The sequence below is a fragment of the Salinicoccus siamensis genome (assembly GCF_055391965.1).
Genome location: NZ_AP043765.1, coordinates 1,077,302 through 1,092,454, shown reverse-complemented (window position 1 = coordinate 1,092,454; position 15,153 = coordinate 1,077,302). Strand labels below are relative to the sequence as shown.

General features: G+C 46.3%; 15 protein-coding genes and 1 other RNA gene. 14 read left to right on the top strand and 2 right to left on the bottom strand.

Translation table 11 applies throughout. The features are described from left to right. Positions 1–63 precede the first annotated feature (63 nt). Genes ACZ5LF_RS05640 through ACZ5LF_RS05595 form a run of 10 tightly spaced genes read left to right on the top strand, consistent with a single transcriptional unit; the run spans position 64 to position 10,345 of the window. Positions 64–441, top strand: coding sequence for a methylglyoxal synthase (locus tag ACZ5LF_RS05640; protein ID WP_344702986.1), 378 nt, complete (start codon positions 64–66; stop codon positions 439–441). 4 nt (positions 442–445) lie between these two features. Next, positions 446–1,591, top strand: a complete 1,146-nt coding sequence (gene bshA / locus ACZ5LF_RS05635) for an N-acetyl-alpha-D-glucosaminyl L-malate synthase BshA (RefSeq protein WP_380569492.1) — start codon at positions 446–448, stop codon at positions 1,589–1,591. Next, positions 1,584–2,795, top strand: coding sequence for a CCA tRNA nucleotidyltransferase (locus ACZ5LF_RS05630; RefSeq protein ID WP_380569491.1), 1,212 nt, complete (start codon positions 1,584–1,586; stop codon positions 2,793–2,795). Before bshA ends, ACZ5LF_RS05630 begins: the two co-directional genes overlap by 8 nt. Continuing rightward, positions 2,752–3,714, top strand: a complete 963-nt coding sequence (locus ACZ5LF_RS05625) for a biotin--[acetyl-CoA-carboxylase] ligase (RefSeq protein WP_380569490.1) — start codon at positions 2,752–2,754, stop codon at positions 3,712–3,714. Before ACZ5LF_RS05630 ends, ACZ5LF_RS05625 begins: the two co-directional genes overlap by 44 nt. An 18-nt stretch (positions 3,715–3,732) precedes the next feature. Then, complete coding sequence (locus tag ACZ5LF_RS05620) at positions 3,733–6,246, top strand: exonuclease domain-containing protein (RefSeq protein ID WP_380569489.1); 2,514 nt, start codon at positions 3,733–3,735, stop codon at positions 6,244–6,246. A gap of 30 nt (positions 6,247–6,276) precedes the next feature. Continuing rightward, positions 6,277–7,464: a pyridoxal phosphate-dependent aminotransferase gene (locus tag ACZ5LF_RS05615; protein WP_380569488.1), complete on the top strand. Its 1,188-nt coding sequence runs from the start codon at positions 6,277–6,279 to the stop codon at positions 7,462–7,464. Between the two features lies 1 nt (position 7,465). Next, positions 7,466–8,755: an asparagine--tRNA ligase gene (gene asnS, locus ACZ5LF_RS05610; protein ID WP_380569487.1), complete on the top strand. Its 1,290-nt coding sequence runs from the start codon at positions 7,466–7,468 to the stop codon at positions 8,753–8,755. A gap of 45 nt (positions 8,756–8,800) precedes the next feature. Next, positions 8,801–9,415 carry a DnaD domain-containing protein gene (locus ACZ5LF_RS05605; RefSeq protein WP_380569486.1) on the top strand — a complete coding sequence of 205 codons (615 nt, stop codon included), beginning with the start codon at positions 8,801–8,803 and terminating at the stop codon, positions 9,413–9,415. Then, positions 9,408–10,064, top strand: coding sequence for an endonuclease III (gene nth / locus ACZ5LF_RS05600; RefSeq protein ID WP_380569485.1), 657 nt, complete (start codon positions 9,408–9,410; stop codon positions 10,062–10,064). Before ACZ5LF_RS05605 ends, nth begins: the two co-directional genes overlap by 8 nt. Continuing rightward, positions 10,061–10,345 carry a YpoC family protein gene (locus tag ACZ5LF_RS05595; RefSeq protein ID WP_380569484.1) on the top strand — a complete coding sequence of 95 codons (285 nt, stop codon included), beginning with the start codon at positions 10,061–10,063 and terminating at the stop codon, positions 10,343–10,345. Before nth ends, ACZ5LF_RS05595 begins: the two co-directional genes overlap by 4 nt. 25 nt (positions 10,346–10,370) lie before the next feature. Here the strand turns inward: ACZ5LF_RS05595 and ACZ5LF_RS05590 are convergent, their stop codons facing one another. Beyond that, positions 10,371–12,788 (bottom strand): transglycosylase domain-containing protein, encoded by a 2,418-nt coding sequence (locus tag ACZ5LF_RS05590; protein ID WP_380569483.1) that lies wholly within the window; start codon positions 12,786–12,788, stop codon positions 10,371–10,373. 2 nt (positions 12,789–12,790) lie between these two features. Continuing rightward, complete coding sequence (gene recU / locus ACZ5LF_RS05585) at positions 12,791–13,408, bottom strand: Holliday junction resolvase RecU (protein ID WP_380569482.1); 618 nt, start codon at positions 13,406–13,408, stop codon at positions 12,791–12,793. Positions 13,409–13,495: 87 nt separating this feature from the next. On the opposite strand from recU, the gene ACZ5LF_RS05580 reads away from it, so the two are divergent. From ACZ5LF_RS05580 to rnpB, 4 genes are all read left to right on the top strand, one after another. Next, positions 13,496–13,822 (top strand): DUF1798 family protein, encoded by a 327-nt coding sequence (locus ACZ5LF_RS05580; RefSeq protein WP_380569481.1) that lies wholly within the window; start codon positions 13,496–13,498, stop codon positions 13,820–13,822. Continuing rightward, complete coding sequence (locus tag ACZ5LF_RS05575; protein WP_380569480.1) at positions 13,822–14,361, top strand: SLOG family protein; 540 nt, start codon at positions 13,822–13,824, stop codon at positions 14,359–14,361. Before ACZ5LF_RS05580 ends, ACZ5LF_RS05575 begins: the two co-directional genes overlap by 1 nt. Before the next feature lie 4 nt (positions 14,362–14,365). Next, positions 14,366–14,692 carry a cell division regulator GpsB gene (gene gpsB, locus ACZ5LF_RS05570; protein ID WP_380569479.1) on the top strand — a complete coding sequence of 109 codons (327 nt, stop codon included), beginning with the start codon at positions 14,366–14,368 and terminating at the stop codon, positions 14,690–14,692. A 12-nt stretch (positions 14,693–14,704) separates the two neighbouring features. Beyond that, an RNA gene (gene rnpB, locus ACZ5LF_RS05565) (RNase P RNA component class B) lies at positions 14,705–15,083 on the top strand. The last annotated feature ends 70 nt before the right edge of the window (positions 15,084–15,153 follow it).

Here is a 15,153-nt window from a genome sequence, read left to right as displayed (position 1 = left end):
AAATTCGACAATATATACTCTTTCGAATATCAATCATTGAATGATCAGAAAAGGATGATGAACATGAAGATTGCATTGATTGCACACGATAAGAAAAAGGATGACCTCTTACGTTTTATGGACATCCACTTGGATTTCTTCAAAAATCAAGAACTCTTTGCGACAGGAACTACCGGAGGACGCATCATTGAGCATACAGGTTTGCCGGTCAACCGCTGTAAATCCGGTCCCCTAGGGGGTGACCAGGAGATAGGTGCCATGGTCGCGAATAAAGCCATTGACTGTATCATCTTTTTCAGGGATCCACTCACTGCCCAACCGCACGAACCGGATGTTACCGCTTTGCTCAGGTTATCCGATGTCTATGACGTGCCTCTAGCAACCAATGAAGGCACTGCGGAAGCAGTCCTGTACCATCTGACACGCACGGAAAGGGAGTAGCATTATGAAAATTGGCATTACATGTTATCCAAGTGTAGGGGGCAGCGGAATCATCGCCACCGAGCTTGGTATACAGATGGCAGAGCGGGGGCACGAGGTCCATTTTATAACTTCCAATGTACCGTTCCGTCTAAGCACAAGCCATCCCAACATCTATATTCACCAGACGGATATCAATGATTACAGCGTTTTTCGTTACCCGCCATATGACATAACCATCGCAAGTAAGATTTCTGAAGTGATTCTTGAGCATAACCTGGACATCATCCATATGCATTACGCAGTGCCCCACGCCGTATGCGGTATACTGGCGAGGCAGATGGCTGGACGGGAGGTGCCCGTTGTAACCACTCTCCATGGTACAGACATCACAGTGCTCGGCTACGATATGTCGTTAGTGAGCGCCATCCGTTTTGGCATAAACGGCTCTGATGCTGTTACGGCAGTTTCCGAGAGCTTAAAGGAACAGACGAAAGCTGTGATAGAGACGGAGAAAAAGATCCGCACCGTACATAATTTCGTCGATGAAAATTATTTTAATGTTGAACATCGCCAGATGACGCAGCAGAAGATGAAGGAACGTTTCAGTATAGATGAAGACACTATCGTATTGATGCACACCTCCAATTTCAGGAAGATCAAGCGCATCGATGATATAGTGCGGGCCTTCCATACTGTGCATGAAGCACTCAATGGAGTGCTGGTACTGGTGGGTGATGGTCCCGAAATGAACAGTGTCAAAAGGCTGGTAAAGTCTCTGGGGCTGAAGGACCATGTCATCTTCGCCGGCCAACAGACGGATGTACGGTCATTCTATCTGATGAGCGATATTTTCCTGTTGCTGAGTGAGAAGGAAAGCTTTGGATTAGCCTTGCTCGAAGCGATGAACTGCGGCGCAGTACCTATCGGCAGTGTGGCTGGTGGCATCAGTGAAGTGATCAGAAATGAAGATACTGGATTCCTGGTTGAGGTGGGGGACTACAGAAGTGCTGGAAAACATATCATGCAACTGGCGAAAGACCCTTCTTTATATAGGGAAATGCATGAGAATATGTTGTCGGATATTGCATCAAGATTCCACTCCAATGTCATCGTCAGTCAGTACGAGAAGCTTTATGGAGATCTGTTAGGGGATGCAGACAATGCATGAGTTATTTATTTTAGGTGGAGAGATACTGAAGACATTGAAATCCAACGGGTTCGAGGGATACTTTGTTGGAGGCTGCGTACGGGATTACTATATGGGACGCACGGTGAATGATGTAGATATCACAACCAACGCGCTTCCGGATCAGATAGAATCACTATTCCCGCAGACGATCGATGTGGGGAAGGAGCATGGCACAATCATCGTACGGATTTCAGGTGTCTCCTTTGAAGTCACGACGTACCGCACAGAAGAAGGCTACAGTGATTTTCGCAGGCCGGACCGCGTATCGTTCACCAACCGGCTTTATACGGACTTGGAGCGCAGGGATTTTACGATGAATGCGATGGCCATGGATGAAGATTTCAAGATTTTGGACCCCTATTCAGGCAAAGCCGATATAGCAGATGGAATCATCCGGACGGTCGGGTGCCCAAGGGAACGATTCGGTGAAGATGCCCTCAGGATGTTGCGGGCAGCACGCTTCTCTTCCCAGCTGCAGTTTGACGTTGAAACAGCCACGCAAGATGCCATGACTGAGAGCGCCAAATACCTTGAACATGTGGCTGTAGAGCGAACAGTGGCAGAGCTTGTAAAATTGTATGGTGGGAAGGATAATCTAAAAGCAAAACACGTCCTTGTCAAAACTGGGATTACAGCGCATCTCCCTTTCTTCAAACATGTGTGTGAAACATCATTCCTCAAAACACGGCCAGAATCATTACTGGAGGAGATTGCACTGCAGATTTGGCTGGATGAAGATTTATATGACGCGCTCAATACCTTGAAACTTTCGAACGAGATGAAAAATGAAATCAACCAGATATTAAAATTGTCGGAGGACGCTGCACACGAAGATTACTTGATGCTTGCATATAGTTTTTCTGATAGAATACTATCTGTTGCGTCCTCCATGATGGGCACCAATCCTTTTTTCTCTTCATCGCTGAAAGTGCAGAATATAGCTGCCGCGATAGGGGTGAAATCGGATTTGCCGATACATTCCCAAAAAGATATTGCCATCGATGGCAAGCAGCTTATGGCGTATTTTAATCTGCCTGGCGGCAAATGGATCCGTACAATTATGGAGGCGCTTGAAGAAGAGATTCTGTGTGGCAATTTAAAGAATGACAAGTATGAAATCATGAAATGGATGGACGCCCATGTCGAAATCGAAACAGGACATATTAAGATTATTAAAGAATGATGAATACATTTCAGGCCAGTCGATGGCGGATCAGCTTGGCATTTCCAGAACTTCAGTATGGAAGAGCATTAAAGCGCTAAAAGCGGAAGGCTATCAGATTACATCTGTACCGAATAAAGGTCATCGGTTGATTGCGCCGCCCGGCTACATAAATCAGACCGCCTTGGAAGTTCTGGTGGAACACTCCGAAGTGTTCGGGCATATCGAATATCTGCAGACGGTCGACTCGACGCAGAATATTGCTTTTAAGATGCTCGATACCTATGACGGTGCATTTATCGTGGTTTCAGAGGAACAGACGAAAGGACGTGGCCGATTCAACCGTAATTGGGCTTCTCCCAAACAGCGGGGGCTCTATATCTCACTCGTATTGAGACCGAACGTGCCACTGACGGACATCATCCGGTTCAATTTATTCATATCGCTCGCCATCTCCAAGTCCATTGATGAAACTTTTAATCTATCGAGCGGCATAAAATGGCCAAATGACATATATATCAATAATAAGAAAGTATGCGGATTCCTGACGGAAGTAGTGAGTGAAGGGAATGCTGTCAATGCTGTGGTATGTGGCATCGGCATCAATATATTCAATGACGCAGCTTTGTCTTCCTTGCCGAGGGCGACTTCCATCGAAGCAGAGATGGCTGAAGGGGAGGGGCTCGATACGGACATTTTCATGAAGCATCTCTTTAGAAACCTGGAACATTACTATGGTTTGTTCCTCAAGCATCCATTCACTGCCATCAGGGACGAGTGGAAAGCCAAATCGATAATATTCGACAAATATTTAAAAATCAGCGAGACAGGAGATTCATTCATGGCTCGGGCACTTGACATAGATGAGGGCGGCTTCCTTGAAGTGGTGGATGAAAATGGTCGACTCAGAAGAGTAATCAGTGCAGATATAGAATTATAGTGGGGAATCGGTGATAAGATGCAACATCAGAAATTTGCGGTTGTAGACCTTGAAACAACAGGCAACGATCGGAATAGAGACAGCATTATACAAGTAGGTATTGTAATAGTTGAAAACTTGAAGATAGTCGATCAGTATACTACATTTTTGTCGGATGAAGTCATGCTCTCTCCTTTCATCCAAGATTTGACTGGGATTGACAGCGGGATGTTGGAAGGCGCCCCGAAGTTTAAACAGGTTGCAAAACACATCTCGAGTATGCTTGAAGGGTGTGTATTTACAGCACATAATGTGGAATTCGACTACGGGTTTCTTGAAATGGCCTTCAAGTCCTGTGGTATTTCCTTCAGGCCTTTATACCTGCTCGACACTGTTGAACTATCCAAGATTTTCTTGCCCACGCTCGAGCGCTTTCAGCTTAATGAAATTGCGCAAGTATTAGATCTTGAACTGTCAAACGCCCATAGGGCTGATGAAGATGCAAGGGCTACTGCAGAACTGCTTATCCATCTGCTCACTAAGATCACTGCACTCGATACAGAGACTTTGAAGCTTTTGTACCATTTATCCAAACCCCTGAAATTTAACCTTTCAGATCTGATCTTTTCTGTAGCAGCAGAATCTACATCATCAAAGACGACTCATCTCGAACGGTATGGTACCTTCCATATCCGTAAAGCCACAACGAAGCGGGCGAGTGTTGCTCCCATGTCAGTGGACGAAATATATAGTGCCTACATACGCTGGTCACATAAAGACTTCAGGGCGGACCAGCTACATCTTGCGAAAGAAATATTCGAAGCGATGGAACGATCTGAAAACCTCGCGGTGGAAGCTTATACTGGTATTGGAAAAACCATCGCTTTTCTTATTGCAGCCGTAAGCTATCATTCGTTGTATGGAAAACAAGTGTTGATCTCCACGTCGAAGAAGATTCTGCAGAACCAGATCATCAAAGATGAATTGGCATCTCTGAAGGCGGCGCTTGGCAAAGATATACCGACAGCCAGCTTGAAGGGAAAAGATAATTACATTGATCTCGATGCCGTAGAACTTCTGCTCTCCGCTGAAGAGGATAATACAGAAATCATACAGTTGAAGATGAAATTGCTCGTATGGCTTTTGGAAACTGAAACAGGGGATATAGCGGAAATACATTTAAGGGGACCTGAAAAATCCTACTACCGGACTGCGTCGATCCAATCCGGCACACTTGGAGAGATTTTCTTCAACCGGGCCCTAAAACGTGCCGAAGAGTCGACTCTGATAGTGACCAACCATTATTTCCTTACAGACTGTGCTGAATACCTGCAGGATGTAGAAGTGCTTATCATCGATGAGGCCCACCAGCTGAAGCGCGCGCTCGATGAGCGTCTGAAGGTCTCCTATGGCTATCAGGACATGAAGTTCTTCATTGGACAGATAGGCACCACCAATCAGGAGAGGCTACTTTCTAGCTATCTCGAACAAAATGATGCTGCGGACGCCGAAATGCTTGAAGATATATTAAAACGCATCAACCATAATATCGATAATATCTTCAGTGCCATCTCGGCCGGCAACAGAAAACAGCTTATGGCACATCTTGAGACAGGCTCAAGGCACGCCTCGACATTTCTTGGCATCGTCAGGGACACAGGCGACTACCAGGCAATCTATAACCATATGCACCATTATGCTATGGTGCTTAAACAGATATACGAAGGGCTTCAAAATGAGCGCTTTTCTCTTGATGTTGACGTTAATTTCCAAAAGATAAAAATCCATATACAGCTTGATGATATGGAGACCATCAAAGAGAGAGTGGTGCGCGGTTCGGCGTCCATCCTGCTCTCAGGGACCCTCGAAGTGAACGGCGGCTTCAGCCATCTTGATTATTGGTTCGGAGAGCATGAGCCCCGCACCAAAGTCTTTGCGAATGATTCCCTGTTCAACAGCACGAAGCTCTTCATTCCTGAAGATGTGCCGGACTACAATATCAATGACGATGCCTTCATCTCGTCAATCGTGGAATATATGGCCGTCTATTTGAGTGAAACGGATCAAAAACTAATGATTCTATTTTCCAATTATGAACTGCTTGATAAGGTATATGAATACATGGAAGCCATCGAAACATTCGAAAGCTTCGTCATACTTAGGCAGACGAGAGGAATGGCCAGCGACAAGTTGCTGTCCCAATTCAATCAGCTGGAACGCAGCATTTTGCTTGGCACTTCCAGTTTCAACGAAGGCATCAATATAGAGGGGGACGGATTGAAGAGCCTAATGCTGACAAAATTACCATTCCCCGTGCCAAAACAGCCGGACTTCAGGCATTTCTATAAAAATGATCTGCCGGAAGCTGTTTTTCAATTCCGTCAAATAGCGGGGCGTATCCATCGCAAACCATCTGACAAGGGGCTTCTGTTCCTGTTCGATAAACGGCTGCTCAGCAGAAGGTATAAAAATGCCTTTCTGAAATACTTCCCTGACGAAAACGTCATAGAAGGAAACACTGAGTCTTTCAAAGCTTTGCTTCGTGACTTATAATGGATATAACACTATTAAAGGAGACAGACGATGCAACTCTCTAAAAAAATAAAGAACATCACACCAAGCCAGACATTGGCCATCACAGCCAAATCAAGAGAACTGAAAGCCCAGGGCGTTGATGTCATCAGCCTTGGAGCAGGAGAACCTGACTTCAATACACCAGATGAGATCATCGAGAAAACCTACCAGGCGCTAAAGGAAGGCCATACCAAATATACCGCTGCCTCTGGTGTTCCAGAGCTTAAAGAAGCCATTTCAAAAAAGATGAAAATGGACCATGACCTGCAATACGACACATCAGAGATTTTCGTTGGAAGTGGTGCAAAGCATGTCCTCTACAATATCTTCCAGGCGACCTTGAATCCAGGGGATGAAGTCCTGATACCGACCCCTTACTGGGTAAGTTACACTGAACAGGTTAAACTGGCTGAAGGTAAGCCAGTCATCATGCATACAGATGAATCCACGTCCTTTAAAATGACGCCGGAAATACTTCAGCGCCACGTGACCGACCGTACACGCATGCTGCTCCTCAACTCACCAAGCAACCCAAGTGGCATGGTCTACACAGAAGACGAACTCCAGGCACTTGCAGATTATCTCGAAGAGACGGATATAATCGTAGTGGCTGATGAAATATACGAAAAACTCGTCTACGATAATGTACACATTTCGATCGCCTCGATGAGCGATAAGATGAAGCAGAACACCATCATCGTAAATGGCGTCAGCAAATCCCATGCGATGACCGGATGGCGCATCGGCTACGCTTGTGGCGACCGTGACCTCATGAAGGCGATGACTGACCTTACGACCCATTCGACATCGAACCCTGCCACACCATCACAATGGGCTGCGGTAGCGGCTTATGGGATGGAAGATTCGTATCTGGTTGAATACAATAATACTTTCCGGGAACGCCGGGATAAAGCGTACAGTAAATTGATGGAGCTGCCATATATAACTTGCATAAAACCAGAAGGCGCGTTCTACCTCTTCCCGAATTTCAAGGAGTGTGCTGTTAAATGCGGATTCGATAGTGTCGATGATTTCGTCGCACAGCTGCTTGAAGAACAGCATGTGGCTGTAGTGCCGGGTTCCGGATTCGGTTCACCCGACAATATCCGCCTGAGCTACTCATTGAGCGCAGAGGATATGGAAAAAGCGCTTGAACGCATCAAAAAATTCATAACACAACATGCAAAAGGAGTTTGACATGAAGATCTCAATTAACCAGGCACCAAAACATGAAGGACAGAAGGTAACGATAGGATGCTGGCTGCTCCAGAAAAGAGGGAGTGGCAAGATTCAGTTCCTGCAACTTAGGGACGGTACAGGTTTCATGCAAGGCATCGTAGTAAAAGAAAATGACGAAAGTCTATTCGAAACCGCCAAGGGCCTCAACCAGGAAACCTCCATGTATATTACCGGCACCATTAAAGCTGATGACCGTTCTTCGTTTGGATATGAGATGGAAGTCGAGGACATTGAAATCATCCATGAGTCCCATGGGTATCCGATCACACCGAAAAACCACGGCGCTGAATTCCTTATGGACAACAGGCATCTGTGGCTGCGTTCGAAGAAGCAGCACGCTGTCATGAACATCCGCAACCAGATCATCAAGAGCACTTATGACTATTTCTTCGACAACGGCTACAAAAAGATCGATCCGCCGATACTGACAAGCAGTTCACCGGAAGGTACAACAGAGCTGTTCCATACGAAATATTTCGATGAAGATGCCTACCTCTCACAAAGCGGCCAACTATATGCAGAAGCGGCAGCAATGGCTCATGGAAAAGTGTTCTCTTTCGGACCTACATTCCGCGCCGAAAAATCGAAGACAAGGCGACACCTTATTGAGTTCTGGATGATCGAACCGGAAATGGCGTTCTATAAGCATGAGGACAGCCTTGAAGTTCAGGAACAGTATGTAGAATACCTGGTTACGCAAGTTCTGGAACACTGCAAGCTCGACCTTGAACGGCTTGACCGTGATACAACAGCGCTTGAGAGGATCAAAGCCCCGTTTCCGCGCATCACTTATACTGATGCGATAGAATTGTTGAAGGAAAAAGGTTTTGAAGATATAGAGTGGGGAGATGACTTCGGAGCGCCACATGAAACCGAAATCGCCAACCATTTCGATAAACCCGTCTTCATAATCAACTATCCAAAAGAGATAAAGTCATTCTATATGGAAGAAAATCCCGAGGATCCACGTACCGTCCTGTGTGCCGATCTGATTGCACCGGAAGGGTATGGAGAAGTCATTGGAGGCAGTGAAAGAATCCATGACTATGACACATTAAAACAAAGGATAGAAGAAAGCGGACTCAATCTTGATGCCTATGAATGGTATCTTGAATTGAGGAAGTACGGCAGTGTGCCGCATTCCGGCTTCGGACTCGGCCTCGAGCGTACTGTTGCCTGGCTGAGTGGTGTACAGCATGTCAGGGAAACAGCACCATTCCCACGTCTGCTCAACCGTCTCTATCCATAAAACCAATATCGCCGCAAGGCGATATTTTTATAAGGAGCTTTTATCATGCTTGCAGATTATATACAGTATATGAATGTGCCGGTCAATAAAATTCTGCTCGACAATTACTCTAAACTCGGGTTGGATGAGAAATCATTGATCATCGTCATAAGACTGTCTGATATCCGTCATAATTCAGCAGAACTGCCTGATTTCAAACACCTTTCTGAAGGGATGACGATATCATTTGGAGAAGTTTCGGATGTCATCCAACATCTGATCGAAAACGGGCTGCTTGAGGTCGAAACAGTCAAAGATGAAGGCCGGTATGTCGAACATTTCTCGCTCGAACCGCTGTTCAGGAAACTTCCACAGTTCATCGAGGAAAAAGCGGCAGAGCCGGACCCTTCGGAAATACGCTCGTTATTCGAATATATTGAAGCACTGTACGGCCGTGTCATCAGCCCGAATGAATTCGAAAGGATCAACAGCTGGCTTGAAGACCCAGCAAATAGTGCTGAGTCAATAAAAGAAGCTGTCGATCTTGCCTATCAGAATCAAGTGACATCCCTTCAGTATGTGGAGCGTATCCTAAGTCAGCCGAGAAGCAAGAAATCACCTCAAAACAGCACCCATATGCCCCTCAGATCTTGGTTGGAAGGAGAAGATGTCTTTGATTAGCCGGAAAAAAACCATAGAAATGATAGATAAGATTGACGCCATGTTTCCAGATGCCGAGTGTGAACTCATCCATGAGAACCCATTTGAACTGACTATAGCCGTCCTTCTATCGGCACAATGTACAGATAACCTTGTCAATAAGGTGACCCGTGAGCTCTTTAAGAAATATAAAGGGCCCGAGGATTTTATTGCGGTCGAGCAGGCTGAGCTGGAACAGGACATCAGATCAATCGGCCTATTTCGAAATAAGGCCAAAAACATCCAAAAATTAAGCAAAGATGTCATTGAGCGTTTTGACGGAATAATTCCTGATAATTACGATGACCTGGTCAGCCTCGCTGGAGTCGGCAGAAAAACCGCAAATGTTGTACTTTCAGTGGCATTCGGCGTCCCGAGAATTGCGGTGGACACGCATGTCGAACGTGTATCCAAGCGATTAGGCATTGCACGGTACAAAGACTCTGTGCTTGAGGTGGAACAGACCCTTATGAAGAAAGTCCCTGAAGATAGATGGAGTAAGACCCATCATCAGATGATTTTTTTCGGCAGATACCACTGCACTGCGAGAAACCCGAAGTGTGAAGCGTGTCCGCTTCTCGACGATTGTAGGGAAGGGCAAAAACGTATGAAGAAGGCAGGGCTACTGTGACGATCGAGGCAGTCTACGGTTCACTCATCAAAAATGCCCGTCAGCCTGACCATGATCTTTACGACAAATACTATTCACTCGTCACCGATCATATCCAAAAGCACTTATCGGAACTAGAAACAGACGATCATCCAGAAGTCCTCCCCCTTAACTACTGCGACAGGATTTCTTATATAAAAGCCAATCCCTATAAATACCACAGCATCGTCCAGTTGAATTTGATCTATACGGAATTCGTTAAAAAGTACGCCTCCTATTGCGTCAGGAGGAACAAAAAATAAGCACCCCAGGCAGGGGTGCTTATTTTTATGCCGCTTCATCTGTTTCTTCTTCCGTCTGCTCCTCCACTGGCTCTTCAACAGAAGGCGCCGCTTCTTCCGTCTGCTCCTCAGTCGGTTCAGAAGTCGGTTCTTCAGTCCGCTCTTCAGTGGCTTCTTCCTGGGTCGGCTCTTCAGTCGTTTCTTCCTGGACCGGTTCAGAAGTCGTTTCCTCAGTCGGCTCTTCGGTAGTCTCTTCCTGTGTTGATGGTTCAGTAGTATTTTCCTGCGTGCTTGGTTCTTCTTCACTTTCTGTAATGACCTGACTTGGTTCTTCTACTGTTTTCTCGGTTTCAGTATTCTGTTGTTGTCTTCTGCCGGTTTCTGTAGACTGAAGTCCTTCATTGCCCTGAACGGCGAGTTCATTGCCGTTCACCTGGACAACGCTATCAGGCCTTGCGAAATCTTGTCCATTATAGGTGCTGATCGACTGCATGATGTCCCTGAAGAACCATTGCGGCGTAATGTGCTCATCCTGACCGACGAATGACGCCTCACCATTTTCAAGGGTTTTGTTGAATCCGGTCCACACACTCATTGTGTACTCGGGTGTGTATCCTACAATCCAGGCATCTTTCGCTGCATTGTCGGGCAGGTTATTCTCTTCCCTCAATTCTTTCGAGTAGGAAGTGGTTCCCGTTTTGGCGGCTATGTTCAAGCCATTCATTGGAATGAAGTCTGCACTGCCGTAAGGTTCAAAAGTGCCTTTTAGCATATCAGTCATCATGTAGGCTGTGTAATCTTCCATAGCCTTTTCGGATTCGCTCTCAAACTCTATGGTTTCACCTTCATCGGTGACGACGTAGCGGATTGACTGCGCTTCATTGTAAGTACCACCGTTGCCGAAAGAAGCATAGGCCTGGGCCATTTCCAGTGGACTGAACTGTGAATGGTCACCGCCCCCGAGCACATCGTTGAACGTCAACGACAGATCGTCTTCGTCCTCAGTGCTGTACTCAAGTCCGACATTTTCCGCAAATTCCTCAGGCGCATTTTCTCCCGCTTCTTCCTTTACGGCTTCAAAAGTCTTGACTGCCGGAATATTGAAGCTCTGCCTCAAGGCATCCCTCATCGTAACTTCGCCGTGATCCTGCATATCATAGTTGCTGATTGTATTGCTGAATCCTTCAGGTTGGTATTCCATTTCATCTTCAATGAGGTGATCCGTCCGCCATTTCATATGTTCTATGGCAGGGCCGTAGGAAAGGAAAGGCTTCATTGTAGACCCCACGTTCTTTTTGACCAATGCCTGGTTATGCATGACGACTTCACGGTAATCGCGTCCTCCAGAGACGGCGACCAGATCACCTGTCTGTGTATCCAGGATGGTGGACGCAATATTGAAGTGCTCGCTTTTGAATTTTTCATTATAATAATAATCTCTGTCATTGACCATCGTCTGAAGCTGCGCTTGGACACCACTGTCCATATTCGTATAGATCGACAAGCCGCTTGCCAGTGCTTCACCAAGCTCCATATCTTTAAATTTATCGTTCGTCTGCAGTTCCTGCTTGACCATATTGATATATGAGGCATATTCAGGATCTTCCGGTTCACTAGAAGCACGTTCTTCTTCCGAACGGCTCACCAGATTCGCTGTGATGTCCGTATTTATCGCTTCATTATACTGTTCTTCGGTGATGCGTTCATGATGCAGCATGAGGTTCAGGACAGTGTGGGCCCGGTTGGTTCCCGATTCGCCATCCACATATAGATTATACCGGTTGGGCAGCTGCGGCAAGCCGGCAAGGTAGGCTGTCTCCGCCAGGTTCAATTCATCAAGCTCTTTGTCGAAATAGTATTTTGATGCTGTCCTGATGCCGTATATCCCATCCGAGTAGTAGATTTTATTCAAGTACATCTCGAGTATCTCGTCCTTCGAATATTCCTGTTCCAGGCGATAGGCGAGATACGCTTCCTGTGCCTTTCGGGCGATGGTCTTCTCTTCGGTCAGAAAGACCCGTTTGACGACTTGCTGCGTGATCGTACTCGCTCCCTGACTGCCGAAACCGTCCGTAACATTATTGAGCACCGCTGCGCCGAGTCTCCGGAAATCCACAGCTCCATGTTCATAGAAACGGTCGTCCTCAACCGAAAGTACAGCATCAGTGACGTATTCCGGCGTATTGTCGATGTCCAGCAGTTCCCGCTTTTGGCCTTCAAACAGCTTCGTGACCAGCTCATCGTCCTTATCGTATATTTTAGCAGGTATCGGATCTTTCAGCTTTTCCTCGCTGAAGGCGGGGGCTTTCGATGCATAGTAGGCGAACAGGAAGGACCCGGCAACCAGCATAACCAGGCCGATGAGCAGGAGCCATAAAACTATGCGCTTGATTATTGATGACCTGGAGCGTTTTCCACCTTTCTTCTGTGGCTTCCCAGAACTTCTCTTATAATTTTGTGCCATTGTCATTCTCCATTCTCGAAATAGAATTCATCTACAGCGTCCAAATATTGGATGCGCGGGTTTATGGCCTGCTTAAGCAGGATGCTCTCATACTTGATGTCTTGATATCTGATTGATTTTCTGCCACCATCTTTATAAGCATCCCAAAACGGCAGGAACTTTTCAAAGGGCATCATATACGTTTCCCCGTAGAATGAAAAGCGGAGGATGATAAAGACTAAGCCGCCGTGCCTATGGCACCGTATCATATGGTCAACCTGGTGTTCATGTATGTTGATGAAGGGGAAACGGGACTCGTTGTGCGTTTCCTTAGCTTCAAAGTCTATATATTTTCCTCGATATATGCCATTGTAGTCGCTTGTCGACGGTACTTTAAAGTAGGCTTCGTCGATCTTGGCCCTGTTTCTTGACGGGTAGTCCACATTGACGATCTGCACGGGCGTCGGTTTCTTGTGTATGACGGCCCGTCCGGTCTCCAGGTAGAATTGATTGGTATGGTCAAGATCTTTTTCAAGCGTCATTCCCCGCGATCCGTAGCGGACCGTCCCGCTTCTCGACTTCTTCCGGGAAGCAGGATTGTTGTGCCGGGGCTTCGTGCCTTTAGGGTACTTCATGCCCATCACCTTTCGTTATTGTGTATGATGATATATCATTATACAATATTTATGCTGACTTAAACATTGATAATTATAGGAGGTGCAGCATTTTTGTCAAGAAACCCCTCTTTTTCCGAACTGCGCGCATTGCTTGATGAAGTTGCCCGGAGGTACGAGAAGGCCAGGGCGGGATACGAATTCGACTTCGGTGAGGAGATCGAACCGTTCCTTAAAGATAACGAAGAGACTGTGATGTCCATAAGGAACATGAAGACGGATTTCCGCTTCAACGCTGCCACCCGTGAAAAGGCCGAAGAGGAATTCATGGAACTCTTGATGGCTTGTCATATGCGCCGCTTCAGTAAGAAAGTCTACCGTGAGAAATACAAATTCCTCAACATGTGGCTGGCCCACGCCGAAAGGGAGGCGCTATTCTGATGCGGACACTGATCGCCGGCTATAGGCCTTATGAGCTCGGTATATTCAAATCGTCACAGCCTGAAGCCCAGGTGCTTAAAGACTTCATGAAATTCAAATTGAAGGAATATATCGATAACGGCACCGAATGGTTCATCATCCAAGGGTACACCGGCATCGAATTCTACGCCGCCTTGGCGATGATCGAGCTGAGAGAGGAATATACATTCAAGTATTCGGTGCTGAAGCCCTTCCACGGCTTCGACGAGCGGTACAAGGAGGACGATGCGCTGCTGTTGCACCAGATTTTAGATAACAGCGATCATCACCAGTTCATCTTCGACAGACCTTACGAATCTCCGCGGATGTTCCCGATGATCAACCGATTCCTGATCGACCATTCGGACCAGGCCCTCGTCGTATATGATGAACAGGCCGATTCAAAAACCCGATTCATATATGATCAAATGCTTGAACTAAAGGAAGATAGGCCGTATAATATTGAAAGAATACAATTTGACGAAATCAATGCTTTCATAGATTCCGCGTATGAGAGGTGATACAATGAGCGAGTACACGCTGAAGCTTTCAGCAAAAGATATATTCGAGAAAGAATTCGAAAAATCTATCAGAGGATTCAAGCCGATTGAAGTAGATAGTTTCCTTGATGATGTCATCAGCGACTATCAGAAGATGGCTGATATGAATAATAGCCTCAAAAGACTGGAAGATGAGAATGCCCGCCTCAAAAAGGAAGTAGAGGAACTGAGGATTCGTGTAGCGACTAAATCACGCTCCGTTGATAACCAGACGCAAAACCACCAGATCGATATACTCAAACGCTTGAGCAATCTGGAAAAAAAGGTGTTTGGACAGTCTAAAGTTAATTGATTCGAACCGGTATGTCTCGGATAATCGCTATGCACTCTGATGCATAGAGGAAAGTCCATGCTCACACACTTCTGAGATGAGTGTAGTGTTCGTGCCTGACGAAATAATAAGTCAGGGCAGCTTAAGGCTGACGGCGACGACAGGGCCTAAGTGAGAATATGGTCCCGGTAGTCATAAATGTGCCACAGTGACGTAGCTTCTGCAGAAATGCAGGAGGTGGAACGCGGTAAACCCCTCGAGTGAGCAATCCAAATTTGGTAGGAGCACTTTCCAATGGGAATTCAACCGGCGGAGAGATACTACTTTGTAGTATAGACAGATGATTATCACCACTGTGCGAGTGTAACTAGTGCACATGACAGCACGGTGGTACAGAACATGGCTTACAGAGACACCGGACTAGACACGCTCTCCATTACGAAATGGGGGGCTTTTATTTTATAGATTATGGGTCATACATA